We start from the raw sequence: 16,095 nt of genomic DNA on the forward strand, positions 1-16,095 counted from the left end.
ATGACGAAGACATTCAAGCTATCTCGCGTTCTTGCCGGCCTCGTGATGCTGGCGAGCGTGGCGGCCCTTGCGCAAGGCAAGGACTATCCCCACCGTCCCATCAAGCTCTTGCTTCCCTTGTCCGCGGGCAGCGGCGGCGACGCCCTGGGCCGCCTGGTCGCCGAAGCGATGGGCAAGCGCTTGAACGGATCGTTCTTCGTTGAAAACAGGGTGGGGGCCGGCGGCACCATCGGGGCCGCCCAGGCGGCCAAGTCGCCGAGCGACGGATACACCATCACGATGGGAGGCATGACGTCCCACATCATTGCGCCGGCCGTCTATGCGAAGCTGCCCTACGACCCCGTGAAGGACTTCACTCAAATTGGCCGCATCGGTACCGCAGGGGTCGTGGTGGTTTCCACGATGGCATTTCCCGCCAAGGACCTCAAGGGGCTGGTCGCGCACTCCAAGACCCTCGACAAACCGCTTCAGTACGCGACCTGGGGTCATGGTTCCACCGGTCACCTGTGTGGCGAAGTCATGGTTCAGAAAGCGGGAGCGAAATTCGACCACATCCCCTTCAAGTCTTCGTCCGACCTGGTCACAGGCCTTCTGGGCAACCACATCAACGTGGCGGTGCTCGACATGGGCACCGCGTCGCCCCTCGTGAAAGCAGGCAAGATCCGGGCGCTGGGCATCTGCGGAACACGCTCGCCCAGCATGCCGGACGTGGGGACCTACCCGGACCAAGGCATTGATTTCAAGAGCGAGCTCAGCTGGGTGCTGTTGGCCCCCGGGGGGTTGCCGGCGGAGTTGACGCTCAAGCTCACGGAGGCGCTGAAAGAATCGTTGGCGGACAAAGGCGTTGCGGACCGGATGCTGGAACTCGGAATACAGCCGGCCTACCTGCCGCCAGCGCAACTGCGCCAGCTGATGGCCGAAGACGTGGCAACCTGGAAGCAGGTGGCGGAAGCCGCGAACGTGCTGCCAAACTGAGCGCCACGCCCACATTCCTGCCAAGGCGGCGGATGCGGGCCGATTCTGCGAGTTGGCTCACTCGCGGGAAGCTGGGGACCACGGCGCAGGAGCGGTCACCGCACTCGCGGCCTATCGCCCGCCGCTGGCAAGGATGCGCTGCACCAACAAAAAGGGCTCCCAAAGGGAACCCAGTTTGCTTGTCATCAGTGCGGGCCTGTTCAAAACACTCCCCATGGCAGCGGCACCCGCGAAGTACCGCCACCATGGGAAGGCCCGCAACTGCGTCAATTCAATTACATGGCGCTGAATTCGCCCGAAGGGATCTGGCCGGTGCGCACGGCTTCGGCAGCCTGGGCACGCACGGCGGCGCGGTCGGCGGTGGACTTGTAGGTCACCACACGCGAACCGGCGGGTTCGATGGAGCGGGTCTGTGCCACGGTGGCGGCTTCGGCTTGCACTTCAGCGCGGGTGCGGTTGGTCTCGAACTTGGTGGCGAACTGCGAAGCATCGGCTTCATCGGCCTGGGCACCGAAAGAAGCGAAAGCAGCCACAGCGGCGATGGAGAGGAAACGTGCGGTCGTGTTCATGATGAAAATCCTTGAAGTTAAAAAAGCGTCTCAAAAAAGCCGGGACAAAAACCATTTCTGAACCGGGTTCGGTGAGTCGCCTTGCGGGTTCGGCTCATCGATGGGTTGAACTGTACGTCTGGGGTATCCAAAGAAAAACTACCTGGTCGCGAACTAACTGTTCCAGTATTGAGAACAATCGAAAAGGAGCGCAGCTCCCCAGACCATTCTCAACAGCAAGCCGAACATCAACCCCTCGCCCTCCCATGTCCAAGCCCGCCTCAGTCGAGGGACACACTGGCGCTCTTGACGATGGCCTGCCAGCTTTTCAGGTCGTTGGCCAACAAGGTGGCCAGTTCTGCCGGCGTGGAGGCGACGGGCTCCGCACCTTGTTCTTTCAAACTCCGCACGACGGCGGGGTCTACCAGCACTTCGTGAAGCGCCTGGTTCAGGCGGCCAAGGATCGGGGCAGGCAGCCCCTTGGGCGCAAAGACGCCGAACCAGGAGTCCACGACCATGTCTTTCAGGCCGCTCTCCCTTGCGGTGGGCAACTGAGAAAAGAGAGGGGATCGCTGAGCGCCGGTGACGGCGATCGCTCGCAACTGGCCCGATTTGATGAAAGGCAGCGCGGTGGGTATGGTTGAAAACATGACCTGTGTCTGGCCCGCCATCAGATCCGTCAGCGCGGGAGCGGCGCCTTTGTAAGGCACATGGGTCATGGAAATGCCGGCCTGCTGCGACAGCATTTCCCCCGCGAGGTGAAAGATGCTGCCGGGTCCGGCCGAACCATAGTTCACCTTGCCCGGATTGGCCTTCGCATAGGTCACCAGTTCAGGCAAGGTCTTGATCGGAAGTGTCGGGTTGACGACCACCACGTTGTTGACACGCGCCACGAGCGACACCGGATCGAAGCTGTTCACGGGATTCCAGGACAGCTTTTTATACAGCGATGGATTGATCGCATTCGTTCCGTTGTAGCCCATCAGCAAGGTGTAGCCATCGGCCTTGGCGTTGGCGACTGCCGCCGCGCCGATGTTGCCGCCAGCACCGCCACGGTTGTCGACGATCACGGGCTGGCCCAGCTTCTTGCCCAAACCATCCGCCACGATGCGGCCGAGGATGTCGGTGGTCCCACCCGCCACGAAGGGCACCACGAGGGTGATGGGCTTGGTGGGGTAGTCCTGCGCACAGGCAAGTTGCGTGGCGAGCGGCAGTACAGCCGCCAGAGCGGCCTTGGCGGTCGCGGCGAGAACGGATCGGCGAGATGTAGCGGGCATGGTTGTCTCCTATGGATGTGTATGGATGTGGCGAGTCCTCGGGCCGCCAGGGGCGGCCCGTGCTCGGGTTTTCGCGAAAGTGGGAAAGGTCGTCTAGAACGACGCCTCGGCCTGCATGGACACCGCGCCGTCCGGCTGCGCAGTCCACAGCGTCAGGACGTCGCCGCTGGGCGCCGCATTGACGGTCAGCGGGGTGCCGAGCAGATTGGGCTGCACGCCGCGGTAGCGGAATTGCCGGAGCGGCCGCGTCCCCAGTCGTGCCGCAAGTCCCGCCAGGAGGGTGGCCTGCAGCGGTCCGTGCACGACCAGGTTGGCATAGCCCTCGACGTTGCGGCAGTAGTCCAGGTCGTAGTGGATGCGATGGCCGTTGAAGGTGAGCGCCGAGTAGCGGAACAGCACCGTGGAGGTCGCCTCGAAAGGTTCGCTGTGGCTCGGTGCCGGCATGGCCACCGCGGCGGCGCGCGTCGTGCCAGGCGGCGTGGGTTGCTTGTAGACGATGTCGTGGTCTTCGGTGATCGCCACCGTTTGGCCATCGAGAATCTCGTGCCGCACCGTGACGAAAACCAGGTCGCCGCTGCGGCCGCGCTTGTGCTCGACCGAGGTGACGGCGGAGCGCTTGCGCACCGTGGTGCCCAGCGCCACCGGTGCGTGGAACGCGAGGCGACCGCCTGCCCACATCCGGTTCGCCAGGGGCACCGGAGGCAAGAACCCACCCCGGGCCGGATGGCCATCGCGGCCGAGTTCGCTGGCGGGAAGCCCTTCCAGGAAATACAGCCAATGCCACAACGGCGGCAGCGGCGTGCCTTCGGCGAATTGCGCCTGCGGCAGCCCCAGCGTGGCGGCCATGAGGCGGGCATGGCGTACCGACAGCGTGTCTTCTGCGACAGACTCCCGGCCCATCCAGGTTCGAAGGAAATCCAGATCGATGGCGCTGCCATCCGAGGTGTTCAGTGTGCTCATGGAGTGATCTCGTGTCATGCGGGAAGGAATTCGGCGCGCACGGCGGCGCCGTGCTGGTCCAGACCTGGCGCGGCCGTGAAGCGCCCGCTGTCCCAGGGGGCGCGGACGGGCGGTGCGACCAAGTCGAGTTCCTTGTCGCCGACAGCCATGGGCCAAGTGCGCAGCGCGGGGTGCCGGGCCATATCGGCAACGGATCGCACCTGGCCGTAGGCGGTGTTGGCGACCTGCAACTGCTGCAAGGCCTGCGCAAGATCCAGTTCAGCGAACCTCCGGGCGATGAGTGCGTTGAGTTCCAGGCGGTTCTGCACACGCAGGTAGTTGCTGCTGAAACGTTCGTCCTGCGCCAGCGCGCCCTGCCCCAGGAAGGATTCGCAGAAGTTGCGCCATTCGCGCTCGTTCTGGATGCTGATGACCACGCTGCCACCATCGCGCGTGGCGTAGGCCCCGTAGGGGGCGATGGAGGGATGCTGCAAACCCTGGCGCGTGGGAGCGCCGGCACCGTAGATCGCGTGCACGTACGGCACCGTCATCCAGTCGGCGGCGCCATCGAAGAGCGAGACGGAGATGCCGCAACCCTTGCCGGTGCGTGCGCGTGAAGCCAGGGCGGAGAGGATGCCGATCGTCGCATTGAGGCCGGCACCGATGTCGCAGATCGACACGCCAATGCGACCGCACGCCTCGGGGGAGCCAGTGATGCCCGCCAGGCCGCTCTCGCATTGCACCAGCAGGTCATAGGCCTTGAGCGTGCTGGCGGGCCCCTCGGCGCCATAGCCGCTGATGTCGCAGGTGATGAGCCGGGGGTGGCGCACGCGCAGTGCGTCGCTGTCGAGCCCGGCGCGGGCCAGCGCCCCCGGAGCGAGGTTCTGCACGAAGACATCGGCCTTCGCCAGCAAGGCGTCGAGCACCGCGCGGTCATGCGGCTGCTTGAAGTCCAGCGCCACGGATTCCTTCCCGCGGTTGGTCCAGACGAAGTACGAGGCCTCGCCGTTGGCCGCACGGTCGTAGCCACGCGCGAAGTCGCCTTCGGGGCGTTCGATCTTGATGACCCGTGCGCCCATCTCGGCCAGCCTGCACGTTGCGAACGGTGCCGCCAGGGCTTGCTCCATGGCCACGACAAGAAGACCTTCGAACGGTTTTTTTGAAGGGGCGGTCGACGCCAAGGAGGTTGAAAGCAGTTCGGTGTTCATAGGCCGAAGTTTCAAACTCTGCGTCTCTGCCAACAAGCGAGTTTTTCCAAACCCAGCCTTCGTCTTGCGCGAACGCTCTTTGTACATACTAGGCGCTACTGAAGCTCCTGTGCGGGATCAATTCATGCGCTACGACTTGATGGATCTGAGAGTGTTTCTGGCCGTGGCCGATGCACAGAATCTCTCCCGCGGCGCCGCCCGCTGTTTTCTGGCACCGTCTTCAGCCAGCCTGCGCCTCAGGGAGCTTGAGGAAGCCGTCGGGACACCACTCTTCAAACGCCATGCCCGCGGAATGGAACTCACGCCGGCTGGAGCCGTCATGCTGGAACACGCCCGCCGGTGTATTGCTCAGCTCGAACAGATGCATGCCGACCTGGCGCCATTCGCTGATGGAATTCGAGGCCACATCACCCTGTTCGCCAACAACAATGCCATCAGCAGTCACCTGCCTGGCGATCTGGCGCGATTCTTCGCGCGCCATCCATCGGTGCGCATCACCCTGGAGGAGCGGCCGAGCCTGGACATCGTGACAGCCGTCATGGCAGGGCGCGCCGATCTCGGGGTCGTGGCCGTCGAACAACCGCACTCGGAACTGCGCTACCTGCCTTACCGAGAAGACGAACTGATTTTGCTCGTGCCTCGTTCCAGCCCGCTGGCGGGACGCGGCAGCATCAATTTCGGCGCGTGCCTGAGTGAGCCTTTCGTCAGCCTTCAGTCCGGCATGGCCCTGCACACATTTCTGGCCAATCACGCGGTGGCGCTGGGCGGCAAATTGGATATCCGGGTGCAGGTATCGGGCTACCGCGCCATCGCGCAGCTCGTGGCCTCCGGGGCTGGCATCGGCGTCGTGCCACGCTCAGCGCTCCAGGATGCTGACCTGCAGCACCTGGCAGTGCTTGATATCAAGGAAACCTGGGCCATGCGCCATCTGCAGATATGCCTTCGGGAGCAGACCCTGCGCAGCCCTTTCGTTGCGCAGTTCATCGACACACTGTGCGAAGGAAACGCAAGCTCCTGATCACGGGCACCCGGCGGCCACGGGTTCATGCATGCTGGACACTGTCCAAGCGACTGCTCAATGTGACCTGGCGGTGGCCAGCCCGGCCGCAGTTCTCATGGATGTTGCCGGAAGGCCTTGGCGCAGACACGGCGTCAGCGACCATCTGGTCCAGTTTCACGAGCAGCTCTTGCGAAGTGGTTGCGACGATGTGCCCGGCATCGGTCGGTACCAGCCCCCCCTTGCGGCGATAGAAGAGCACAACGCCCAGGCGCTCCTCAAGAATCCTCAAGCGACGGCTGGCACACATGACCGACATGTGGCACAGCGGAGACGCATGCGTCAACGAACCTGTTTGCGCGCAGGCGACCACCAGCCGCAGGGACAACAGGTCCAGCCGAGCCATGTTGGTGGAGGGCGCCGACACCTTCTTCACCGATGCGACTTCATTCGCATTGCGCGACATTCACGCCGCATCCAGGGCTGTTTCGCGGGCAGCGCGCATGCATGGCGCCTGGCGCGCGCCCCACGCCGAAAATGCGGATGGCATATCTCATGGCTCCGTTCAACGGGAAAGGGCACTCCAGGACCTCTACAGAATCAACAACGCTCGGAAGTCATTGACATTGGTATGGGTGGGCCCGGTGACGAAAAGATCCCCGAGCGCCGAGAAGTAGCCGTACGCGTCATTTCTCTCCAGGTGATCGGCCAGCGTGAGGCCAGCCCCGCGGCCACGGGCGATCGTGTCGGGCATCACGAAGGCCCCCGCGTTGTCTTCAACACCATCGATTCCATCGGTGTCGGCTGCCAGCGCCCAAACGCCTGGCTCCCCCTGAAGAGCGTGGGCTAGCCCCATGCAGAACTCTCCCGCTCTCCCACCTCGGCCACGCAGGCTGCCAGCAGGTTGGGACCTGACCGTGACCGTGGTCTCTCCGCCAGAGAGCAGCAGCAACGGGCTCGTTCTGGAGTTGCCATCGCGCAGGGCATATCTTGCCAACGCAGCATGCACTTTGCCTACCTCCCGCGACTCGCCCTCGATGTCGTCGGAGAGGATGCGCGTCTCCATGCCCAGGCGGCGCGCTTCCTCGGCGGCTGCCAGCAATGATTCGTGGGGCGTGGCAATGAGGTGCACGCTGTTCCGCGCAAAACGCTTGTCTCCCGGCTTTGGGGTTTCCAGCTTTCCCTCGGCCAGGGCTGCGTGGACCGCCTCTGGCACCGCGATGGAGTAGCGGGCCAGGATGCCGAGCGCGTCACGACAGGAGGTGGCGTCCTCCACCGTGGGGCCGCTGGCGATGACCGAAACGTCGTCGCCGGGCACGTCGCTGATCGCGAGGGTGACGACCTGCGCGGGCCAGCATGCCGCAGCCAGCTGCCCGCCCTTGAGGCGCGACAGGTGTTTGCGGACACAGTTCATCTCCCGGATGTCGGCGCCACTTTCCAGCAGCTCCTTGTTGACGCGTTGCTTGTCGGCCAGATCGAGTCCGGCGACCGGGAGGGTGAGCAGCGCCGAGCCACCACCCGATATCAGGCAGACCACGAGGTCGTCCTCGCAGAGGCCCCGGGTCATTGCATGGGTGCGCACGGCGGCGATTCGGCTTGCTTCGTCAGGTACGGGATGAGAGGCTTCCATGATCTCTATGCGTTCCGGCAATCCCTTCGGGCGCGGCGGGGTGTGGCCATATCGCGTGACCACCAGCCCGCTCATTGGCGCACCCTCGGGCCACGCCGCCTCCAACGCGTGCGCCATCGCCCCTGCTGCCTTTCCGGCTCCAAGCACCAGCGTGCGGCCTTTCGGGGCAGGAGGTAGATGGGCCGCCAAGGTCTCCGACGGCTGTGCGCGCCGCACCGCCACCCTGAAGAGGCGCTCAAGAAGCGCCCGGGGGTCGGCAATCGGGTTCACGCTGCGGCCCCCACCACGTTGACGGGCTCACCACGGACAAACGCCTCCAGGTTGTCGACGAGCTGGTCTGCAAGGCCCTGGATGGCTTCCTGGGAAGCCCAGGCGACGTGCGGGGTCAGGATGAAGTTCGGCAGGTCCAGGAGCGCCATGAAGGGGTGGTCGGCTGGCGGCGGCTCGGCGGAGACGACGTCGAACGCCGCTCCGGAAATCTGCCCGCCGCGCAGGGCGGCGGCCAACGCTGCCTCGTCCACCAGGCCGCCCCGTGCCGTGTTGACGATGAGCGGCTTGCGCGCCATCTTGGCGAACTCTTCGGCGCCCAGCATGTTGTGGCTCTGGGCGTTCAGCGGGCAATGGAGCGTGATGATGTCGGAACGCGCAAGGACGTCGTCGAATGGGGTGTAGAGGCTGCCCTGGCCAGAACGGCCCTTGAAGGCCGAGAAGAGCACCTTCATGCCGAGCGCGCGCCCGATGGCCGCCACCGCATTGCCAAGCACGCCGTCGCCCACGATGCCCAACGTGGAGCCGGCGAGGTCGCGCACGGGGTAGTCGAAGTAGCAGAACTGGCCTGACTGCTGCCACCGGCCAGCCTTCACCGATTCCCGGTAGGCACAGATGCTCCGCCGGAGCGCGAACATCAGCGCAAAGGTGTGCTCGGGAACTGTGTTTCCAGCGTAGTTGCGGATGTTGGTGACCGTGATGCCATGCTGGGCGCATGCCTTCAAGTCGATGTTGTCGGTTCCGGTGGCCGCCACGGCCACCAGCTTCAGCCTGGATGCCTGCTGCAGGGCCTGGGCGCCGAGCTTCACCTTGTTGGTGATGACGATGTCGGCGTCCGCGATGCGCTGCGCCACCTCGCCAGGCTGCGTGTTTTCGTAGCTCACGAGCTCATGCTCGAACGAAGGTGCGCGCAGAGTGGTGTCAGGGGACAGCGTGGAACGGTCAAGGAATGCAATCTTCATGGCGGTCCTGGCAGCGGCCAGCTTAGTAGTGGAGGCGAATAGGAATGTGGAAACGCAAAAATCAGCTGTCCCCCATTGCAGGGACAGCTGACGAGAGGGTCTACGTCGAGAGAGGCAAAGGTCTAGTCAACAACCGCCCCCGACGCCTTGACGATGGGTGCCCATCGGGCAATGTCTTCCTGCAGCAGCTGCGCAAGCCGTGTCGGCCCCCCGCTCAGCGGCTCGACGCCTGCAACCTTGAATCGCTCCAGCACATCGGGGGCGGCGACCGCGGCGGTGACCCATTGGGTCAGCTTGGATACCACGGGTGCTGGCGTGCCACGTGCCGCGAACAGGCCTACCCAGAGGTCTCCGACGTAGCCAGGAACCACTTCGCTGATGGAGGGCACATCGGGAAGCGCGGGAGACCGCTTGGCGGAACTCACGCCCAGGGCGCGCAGCTTGCCGCTCTTGATGAACTCGATGCACGAGGGCAGGCTGGCGAAGGCCACGGGGACCTGTCCACCCATGACGTCGGTCAACGCAGGTGCCACACCGCGGTACGGAACATGCTGCAGCGGCACGCCCGTGCTCGTGGAAAGCATGGCCCCCAGGAGGTGGTTCAGCGAGCCGTTGCCCGCGGAGGCGTACTGAATCTCTTCCTTGCTGGCGCGAGCCACCTTGATGAAATCGGCCAGGTTCCTGGCGGGAAAGGATGCATTCACCACCAACACGTTGGGCACGACGCCCACGGGGGCGATGGGCTCGAAGTCCTTGACCGGGTCGAATGGCACCTTTTTATACAAGGCAGGGTTGATGGCCTGTGTGCTGCTGATGGTCAACAGCAAGGTGTAGCCATCCTTGGGCGCGCGCGCAGCGAAATCGGTGCCGATGTTCCCGCCGGCGCCGGGACGGTTGTCCACGATGACCCGCTGGTTGCTCAGCTCGCTCAGCTTCTGGGCCAGGATGCGGCCGACCGTGTCGTTGGTGCCACCGGGCGCCTGCGGCACGACGATGGTCACCGGCTTGGACGGGTATGTATCGGCAAAGGCATTCAAGCCCAGCAGGCCCGTTGCGGCCAGGACGCTGAACTCGCGGCGTGTTGGATTCATGGTTGTCTCCTGTATTTCTGGTGTGGGGAACGGGGTTCCTAGAGCTGCGCGAGCAGCTCCTGGGCACGGAGGTACACGGGCTTGTCGACCATGGCTCCATCGAGCTTGATGGCTCCTTCTCCGCGGGCGGACGCCTCGTCAAAGGCATCCACCACTCGCTGGGCCCGCTGGATTTCGTCGGCGGTCGGCGTGTAGCACTCGTTGACCACATCGACGAACTTGGGGTGCACGACGACGGCCCCCCGAAACCCCAGCCCGCGGGCACGCAGCACCACGGCACTGAAGTCCTCGGGAGTACCAAGCTCGGCAATCGATGCAATGAAGCCGATGGGTTGGATCCGGGCCGCACGTGCCGCGGTCAGGACGGCCATGCTGGGATAGAGCAATGCGTCGGCGGTCGGGAGGCCTCCGCAATCGAGCGAGTAGTCCTCACTGCCGAGCATCATTCCCATCACGCGGGGCGAAGACGCCGCGATGTCGTGGAGATGCGGCAAGGCCGCCGCGCTTTCAATCTGCAGGAGAAAACGCACATGCCCCGGTGGCACCGACGCCGCTGCTTCCAGGTCCGTGACCATCTGCGCGATGATCTGAACGTCGCGTGCATGCTCCACCTTCGGGAGCACGATGATGTCCAGGCCGGGCAACACCGCGGATTTCAGGTCCACGACCGCGGTGAGCCAGTCGCCGTTGATGCGCACGGCGGCCAGCTTGTTCACCGCCTTCAGACGGCCCATCGAATCCGCGAGCCGCTCACGGGCAACCGGTCGCTGGGAAGGGTGGGTTCCATCCTCGAGGTCCAGGATGACAGCGTCGCTGGACTTGGTGACGGCGCTCCGCAGCAGCTTCTCATTGGCTGCCGGAACGAAGAGGAAAGAGCGGACAGTTTTCATGGCATCAAGTCGGTTGTGCGGCTGCAGCGGGACCTGCGTCGGCAGACGGCTTGGCGGCGCCAAACCAGGCGGTGTTGTCTTGGCCGAGCGCAGGCGCACCGCGGCGAATAGGGGGGCGCTGCCCATTGATGCGGTAAGGCGCCGCATGGACGGAGACCGTCCGGCCATCTGGAGCGACCTGGTCGACCAGAAGCTGGCTTTCGGCGATATAGGGATGCTCCAGCAGGTCCGCGATGTCACAGACCGGGCCGGCAGTGATGTCCCGCACCGCGAAGAACTCCAGCGCCTCCGGCAGCGTGAGTTGGGTGATATGCCCCTGGATGAGCGCATCCAGGGCGTCTATGTTCTTCAGCCGCGCCTCATGGGAGGAAAACCGCGGGTCCTGAAGGCCTTGCGGGTAGCCGATGCCTTCGAACAAGCGGGCCAGCGTGCCCTCCATGCCGGCCGACAAGGCCACCCACTTCTCGTCGCGGGTCTTGTAGACGTTGCGCGGTGCATGGGTGGGCGAACGGCTGCCCGACCGCGGCGTCGACTTGCCCGTCAGCTGGAACTCCGCTGCCTGGGGCCCGAGGATGGAGAACAGCGGTTCGAACAACGACAGGTCAATCTCCTGGACCGATGCGTTCGCATTGCCACGCTGGCCATGGAGCGCGGCGAGCGCCAGCGCGGCGCCGTAGATGCCGGCCACGGAATCGGCCATGGCGAAGGGTGGAAGCACCGGCGGCAGGTCGGCGAAGCCATTCATGGCCGCGAAGCCGCTCATGGCTTCAATCAGCGAGCCGAAACCACCCTTGCTTGCAAACTGGCCCGTCTGGCCCCAGCCGGAGATGCGAACCACCACCAGCTTCGGGTTCAAGGCATTGAGCCGGTCCTTGCCGAGTCCCATGCGCTCCAGCGTGCCAGGGCGGAAGTTCTCGACCAGGATGTCGGCATCGGCCAGGAGAGCCGTCAGCCTGGCCATGTCGTCCCCGGTGCGCAGGTTGAGCTCGACGCTGTCCTTGTTGCGGCTGTACGCGAGCCAGTAGGTGCTCATGCCTTCGCGCTGCCAGGCGCGCAGCTCGTCGCCCTTGCGCGGCGGCTCCACCTTGATGACCGTGGCGCCGAGGTCTGCGAGCACGTGGGTCAGCATGTTTCCAGACACCAGGCGCGAGAGGTCGACGACTTTCACCCCCGACAGGGGTTGCGTGCCGCCACGGGCCGAAGAGTGGTTTTGTGGGTTCATCAGTAGCTCCTGGGGCAAGTCTCTGTTTTCAGCTGATATCTGTAAAATACATTCGACATCTACTGGATATCGCAAAAATCAATATCAATGGAACTGCGCCAACTTCGGTACCTGATTGGGGTCTGTGAGGCGGGGGGCGTGCTGGCTGCGTCCAAGACCTTGCATGTGGCGCAGCCAGCGCTGAGCCAGAGCATTTCCTCGCTGGAGGGCGAGCTGGGGGTGCAGCTGTTCGTGCGGACGAACCGGGGAATGACCCTCACGGATGCGGGTCGTACCATGCTTGAACACGCGCGGGTTGTGCTTGCCGACATCGAGCGGGCCCGCAGTGCCGTTCAGCATTCGGCGCTGGACATCCAGGGTGAGATGGCCGTGGGGTTGCCGACGACCGTGGCGCTGGTGGCAACGCTGCCCATCCTGCGCGCCACCAGGACGCGGTACCCGAAGCTGAAGCTCAAGATCATCGAGAGCCACAGCGGCTTTCTGGGCGAGTGGCTGCGCGCCGGACGGCTGGACCTGTCGGTTCTGTTCGTATCCGGCAATGAGCCGGCTTTCGAGTACCGCCTGCTTCTTGAAGAACGGCTCGCGCTGGTGACCACGCCCCAGGACACACCTGCCACCAGGGAGATTTCCTTGAAGTCTCTGGCCTCCCGCCCGCTCGTGCTTCCCGCCCAGGAACACGGGTTGCGCAGGATCATCGACAGGGTGTGCGCGGAGCATGGAGTGGAGCTGGAAGTGATTGCGGAGATTGACTCTCTGCCGAACATCAAGAAGGCGGTGCAGGAAGGCATGGCCAGCACCATCCTGTCGCCGGGCGCGGTTGCCGACGAGGTGCAGGCGGGCCGCCTGGCGGTCACCACCATCACCCGGCCGCACATCCCGCGCCAGGTGGCATGTGCGACCTCGATGACGCGCCCCGTGACGCCGGCGACCGCGGCCATGATTTCGCTGGTGACCGAGGAAATGCGCTCGCTGGTTGAGCAAGGGCTCTGGCCAGCGGAGTGGATTGGCGACGCGCCTGCCTAGGTGGCCAGACAGCGGCGGGGATACCCCTTGCGCAGGTGCATCAGCGCCCCGCTGAGCTGAAGTGGTCGCGCACGAAGTCGATGCCCTTGCCGTTGTAGCCTGCGCGCAGGGCCGGACTGGCTCCAAACTCCATGTACGACTGCTCTTGGGCGCTGTACGGCTTCCAGGCACTCAAGCCCTGGCCGTTGGGGTCGCCGGTCTTTGCGAACTGCACCCAGGCATCCGCCATCGTTCTTGCGACGGTTGCATCGACGGCATTGAAGGGGCGGTTCTTCCCGCGGTGCGGTGACTGCAGGTTGTCGAAGACGAACTGCAGCTCATCCCCGTGGATGGGCATTGCCGCCGCCTCATTGCGATGGCGGGTGAACACGTAGCGGTAGCTTTTCAGGCCATGGTCCTGGTAACGCGCCAGCAGTTCCCGCGTGCCAAAGAGGTACTCCGTATCAGCGTAGAGGTCGGCCAGCGCCTGAGGAACCCTGTCGTCGCTGGCCACGGCGTACGCGGCCCAGGCTGCCTGCTCCCTGCCCTTGAAGGACTGCTGGACGAAGCCCTGGAAATCCGCCACGGTCTTGATGGACCAGTTGCGGGTGGCCCCGCCCCCTTCGTTCTCGTTGTTTCCAACAAGGATGGGGACCTTGGCGAACTTGCCGGTGGCGTACGCCTGGTAGTCGGGCGTCTTCACGGCGTAGCCATCGTTGATGATGCTCACCGGCCTTCCGGTGGCGAGAGACCGGCCAGAGGGCTGCTTCTTGATCAATTCCACGAAGTCGGTAGCAGGGAGCTTGCGCAGCGCGCCCAGGTCGCTGCCGAAACGCAGGCCGTACAGCTCCGCATCCTTCAGCGCCATCGTCGGGCGCATCACACCCACGCTCTGCATGAGCGCCTTCTGGAACGTGCCCTGGGCCATGTCCGTGGTCATGAGCGTGCTGATGGCATGGGCGCCGGCGGATTGGCCCATCACGGTCACCCTGGCCGGGTCGCCACCAAAGGCCGCGATGTTCCGCTGCACCCACTTGAGCGCGGCCGCCTGGTCCATCAGGCCGTAGTTGCCCGAGGCCCGATGGGGCGACTCCGCAGTGAGGTGGGGGTGGGCCATGAAGCCCAGCAGGCCGAGGCGGTAGTTCAGTGTGACGACGACCACGCCGCGGCGGGCAAGGGCTTCGCCATCGTAGGAGGGATGGGAGCCTGCGCCGTACGCGAACCCGCCACCATGGATCCAGACGATGACCGCCAGGCGTTCATCTTTGCGCCGGGCCGGTGTCCAGACATTCAGGTTCAGGCAGTCCTCGCTCATGCCACCGCGCTGCTCAGGGTACTCCTGCGGCTGGACGCAGTAGTCGCCGAACGCGGTGCTGTCGCGCACACCGGTCCATGGGGCGGCTGGCTGCGGCGGCTTCCAGCGCAGGTCGCCGGCGGGCGCGGCGGCGTAGGGAATGCCGTAGAACTTCTTCACGTCCGTGCCGTGGCCACGGACAACGCCCGACTCGGTCCGTGCCGTGGCGAGGCCGGTGTCAGCGCCACCACCGGGGGATGCGCAGGAAATCAGGAGGCCCATGGACAGACCCGTCGTCAGTAGACGTAGTGCGAATTTCATGCCCTTGCCCCCTCACTCGGCTTTGATGTTGCCTTCGCGAACCACCTTGGCCCACGCGGCTGTTTCCTGGTCCACGAACTTGCCCAGTTCTGCGGGGCCCATGTAGGCGGCGAAGGCGCCCTGGTCTTCGATCTTTTTCTTGTAGTTGTCGCTCTCGACGATGGTCTTGATGGCTGCGGCGAGGCGGGCCGTGATGGCGGAAGGTGTCTTGGCGGGGGCGAAGACGGCGAACCAGCTTTCAACTTCGTAGCCGGGCAGCCCCGCCTCGGCAGCGGTCGGCACATTCGCAAGGGATGGATGGCGCTTGGGCCCCGCATACGCCAGGGCCTTCAACTTGCCCGCTTGCACCTGGCCAATGACGGATGGCGGCGTCGTGATGAACATGTCGACCTGGCCGCTGATGAGGTCGGTGATGACCGGACCAGCGCCCTTGTAGGGCACATGGGTCACAGGGACCTTGGACTGCTTGCCGAACATCTCGCCGGCAATGTGCTGAATCGAGCCATTGCCAGAAGATGCGTAGAACAGGCCCTTGGGATTCTTCTGACCGTAGGCGATGAACTCCTTCAGGCTGTTGACCGGAAGGGTGGCACTGACCGCCACGACGTGCGGTGCGCGCATCACCAGCGCGATGGGCGCAAAGTCAGAGGTCTTCCAGCGAATCTGCGAGAACAGCGCGGGGTTGCCCACGTGATAGCCCGAGTACTGGACCAGCAGCGTATGGCCATCGGCCGGTGCGCGGGCCGCAAACTCGGTGCCGATGTTCCCACTGCCGCCGGGCCTGTTGTCAACCACGACGGCCTGGCCAAGCGCCGTCTGCAGCTGCTCGCCAATCAGGCGGGCCACGATGTCGGTGGAACCCGCCGGGGCACTGGGCACCACGAGCGTGACGGGTTTGGAGGGGTAGGTTTCCGCGTGCGCAGCCCCGAACGCCGCGCACACCGCGATGCCCAGCAATGCATTTCTACGAATCATGTCTGTCTCCTTTTTTTGTGGAAAAAGCATCCCCATCCCGGGTGCCGTGAGGCCATCCGGGCTGAGAGGATCGGGGGAAGTGTTCGGCGGCTAGCCCACAGGCGCCAGCTCAGAAATCTCGATGAGGTTCAAGTCGGGGTCGCGCAGGTAAATCGAGCGAATCCTGGAAGTGGCGCCCGTGCGCAGGACCGGGCCCTCGGCGATGGGAATCGAATGCTGCCGCAGGCGCTCGATGACCTGGTCGAGCGGAACCGATGCCAGGAAGCACAGGTCCAGCGCGCCGGGTACAGGCGTGTGGGCCTTGGGCTCGAATTCCCGCCCCTTCACATGCAGGTTGATTTTCTGGCTGCCGAACTTGAAGGCCCGGCGCTCCACCGGGGGCGTGCCACCTATGAAGGACTCCAGCTTCATCCCCAGTACTTCGGTGTAGAAGCGAACGCACTCTGTCTCGTTGGCAGTGGTAAGGACCAGGTGGTCGAGGTGGCTGATCATGGTGT

General features: G+C 64.6%; 16 protein-coding genes. 3 read left to right on the forward strand and 13 right to left on the reverse strand.

The window, feature by feature from the left end:
- Complete coding sequence (locus tag AC07PV_RS08380; RefSeq protein ID WP_218297361.1) at nt 1–975, forward strand: Bug family tripartite tricarboxylate transporter substrate binding protein; 975 nt, start codon at nt 1–3, stop codon at nt 973–975.
- Nucleotides 976–1,250: 275 nt separating this feature from the next.
- On the opposite strand, the gene AC07PV_RS08385 is transcribed toward AC07PV_RS08380, so the two are convergent.
- The 4 genes from AC07PV_RS08385 to AC07PV_RS08400 form a co-directional block, all read right to left on the reverse strand.
- Complete coding sequence (locus AC07PV_RS08385; RefSeq protein WP_369641186.1) at nt 1,251–1,544, reverse strand: DUF4148 domain-containing protein; 294 nt, start codon at nt 1,542–1,544, stop codon at nt 1,251–1,253.
- Between the two features lie 260 nt (nt 1,545–1,804).
- A complete protein-coding gene (locus AC07PV_RS08390) occupies nt 1,805–2,800 on the reverse strand; it encodes a Bug family tripartite tricarboxylate transporter substrate binding protein (protein ID WP_494629962.1) in 996 nt (331 codons plus the stop codon).
- A gap of 93 nt (nt 2,801–2,893) precedes the next feature.
- Nucleotides 2,894–3,760: an HTD2 family dehydratase gene (locus AC07PV_RS08395; protein ID WP_494629963.1), complete on the reverse strand. Its 867-nt coding sequence runs from the start codon at nt 3,758–3,760 to the stop codon at nt 2,894–2,896.
- Between the two features lie 14 nt (nt 3,761–3,774).
- Complete coding sequence (locus AC07PV_RS08400) at nt 3,775–4,866, reverse strand: CaiB/BaiF CoA transferase family protein (protein WP_494629965.1); 1,092 nt, start codon at nt 4,864–4,866, stop codon at nt 3,775–3,777.
- Between AC07PV_RS08400 and AC07PV_RS08405 the strand changes: the two genes are divergently transcribed.
- Nucleotides 4,865–5,965, forward strand: coding sequence for a LysR family transcriptional regulator (locus AC07PV_RS08405; RefSeq protein ID WP_494629967.1), 1,101 nt, complete (start codon nt 4,865–4,867; stop codon nt 5,963–5,965). The two genes, AC07PV_RS08400 and AC07PV_RS08405, sit on opposite strands and share 2 nt — an antisense overlap.
- Before the next feature lie 25 nt (nt 5,966–5,990).
- Here AC07PV_RS08405 and AC07PV_RS08410 read toward each other — a convergent pair whose 3' ends face one another.
- The 6 genes from AC07PV_RS08410 to AC07PV_RS08435 all read right to left on the reverse strand — a co-directional run bounded on the left by AC07PV_RS08410 (nt 5,991) and on the right by AC07PV_RS08435 (nt 12,006).
- On the reverse strand, nt 5,991–6,410 hold the full coding sequence (locus tag AC07PV_RS08410; protein ID WP_218341336.1) for a helix-turn-helix domain-containing protein: 420 nt from the start codon (nt 6,408–6,410) through the stop codon (nt 5,991–5,993).
- A gap of 126 nt (nt 6,411–6,536) precedes the next feature.
- A complete protein-coding gene (locus AC07PV_RS08415) occupies nt 6,537–7,844 on the reverse strand; it encodes a glycerate kinase type-2 family protein (RefSeq protein ID WP_494629969.1) in 1,308 nt (435 codons plus the stop codon).
- Complete coding sequence (locus AC07PV_RS08420) at nt 7,841–8,803, reverse strand: D-2-hydroxyacid dehydrogenase (protein ID WP_494629971.1); 963 nt, start codon at nt 8,801–8,803, stop codon at nt 7,841–7,843. The genes AC07PV_RS08415 and AC07PV_RS08420 overlap by 4 nt, the downstream gene beginning before the upstream one ends.
- Nucleotides 8,804–8,925: 122 nt before the next feature.
- Nucleotides 8,926–9,894 (reverse strand): Bug family tripartite tricarboxylate transporter substrate binding protein, encoded by a 969-nt coding sequence (locus AC07PV_RS08425; protein ID WP_494629973.1) that lies wholly within the window; start codon nt 9,892–9,894, stop codon nt 8,926–8,928.
- A 38-nt stretch (nt 9,895–9,932) separates the two neighbouring features.
- Nucleotides 9,933–10,784, reverse strand: coding sequence for an HpcH/HpaI aldolase/citrate lyase family protein (locus AC07PV_RS08430; RefSeq protein ID WP_369641177.1), 852 nt, complete (start codon nt 10,782–10,784; stop codon nt 9,933–9,935).
- 4 nt (nt 10,785–10,788) lie between these two features.
- The gene (locus AC07PV_RS08435) at nt 10,789–12,006 is read right to left on the reverse strand and encodes a CaiB/BaiF CoA transferase family protein (protein ID WP_494629975.1); all 1,218 of its coding nucleotides are present in this window, start codon (nt 12,004–12,006) and stop codon (nt 10,789–10,791) included.
- Between the two features lie 87 nt (nt 12,007–12,093).
- Between AC07PV_RS08435 and AC07PV_RS08440 the strand changes: the two genes are divergently transcribed.
- Entirely contained in the window at nt 12,094–13,029 is a 936-nt protein-coding gene (locus tag AC07PV_RS08440) for a LysR substrate-binding domain-containing protein (RefSeq protein WP_494629976.1), read from the forward strand.
- A 40-nt stretch (nt 13,030–13,069) separates the two neighbouring features.
- Here AC07PV_RS08440 and AC07PV_RS08445 read toward each other — a convergent pair whose 3' ends face one another.
- From AC07PV_RS08445 to AC07PV_RS08455, 3 genes are all read right to left on the reverse strand, one after another.
- Nucleotides 13,070–14,584, reverse strand: a complete 1,515-nt coding sequence (locus AC07PV_RS08445; protein ID WP_494629978.1) for a carboxylesterase/lipase family protein — start codon at nt 14,582–14,584, stop codon at nt 13,070–13,072.
- Between the two features lie 51 nt (nt 14,585–14,635).
- Nucleotides 14,636–15,598, reverse strand: a complete 963-nt coding sequence (locus tag AC07PV_RS08450; RefSeq protein WP_494629980.1) for a Bug family tripartite tricarboxylate transporter substrate binding protein — start codon at nt 15,596–15,598, stop codon at nt 14,636–14,638.
- Nucleotides 15,599–15,688: 90 nt separating this feature from the next.
- Entirely contained in the window at nt 15,689–16,090 is a 402-nt protein-coding gene (locus AC07PV_RS08455) for a VOC family protein (RefSeq protein ID WP_494629982.1), read from the reverse strand.
- Between the last annotated feature and the right edge of the window lie 5 nt (nt 16,091–16,095).

This window comes from Acidovorax sp. GW821-FHT09A11, assembly GCF_059418365.1.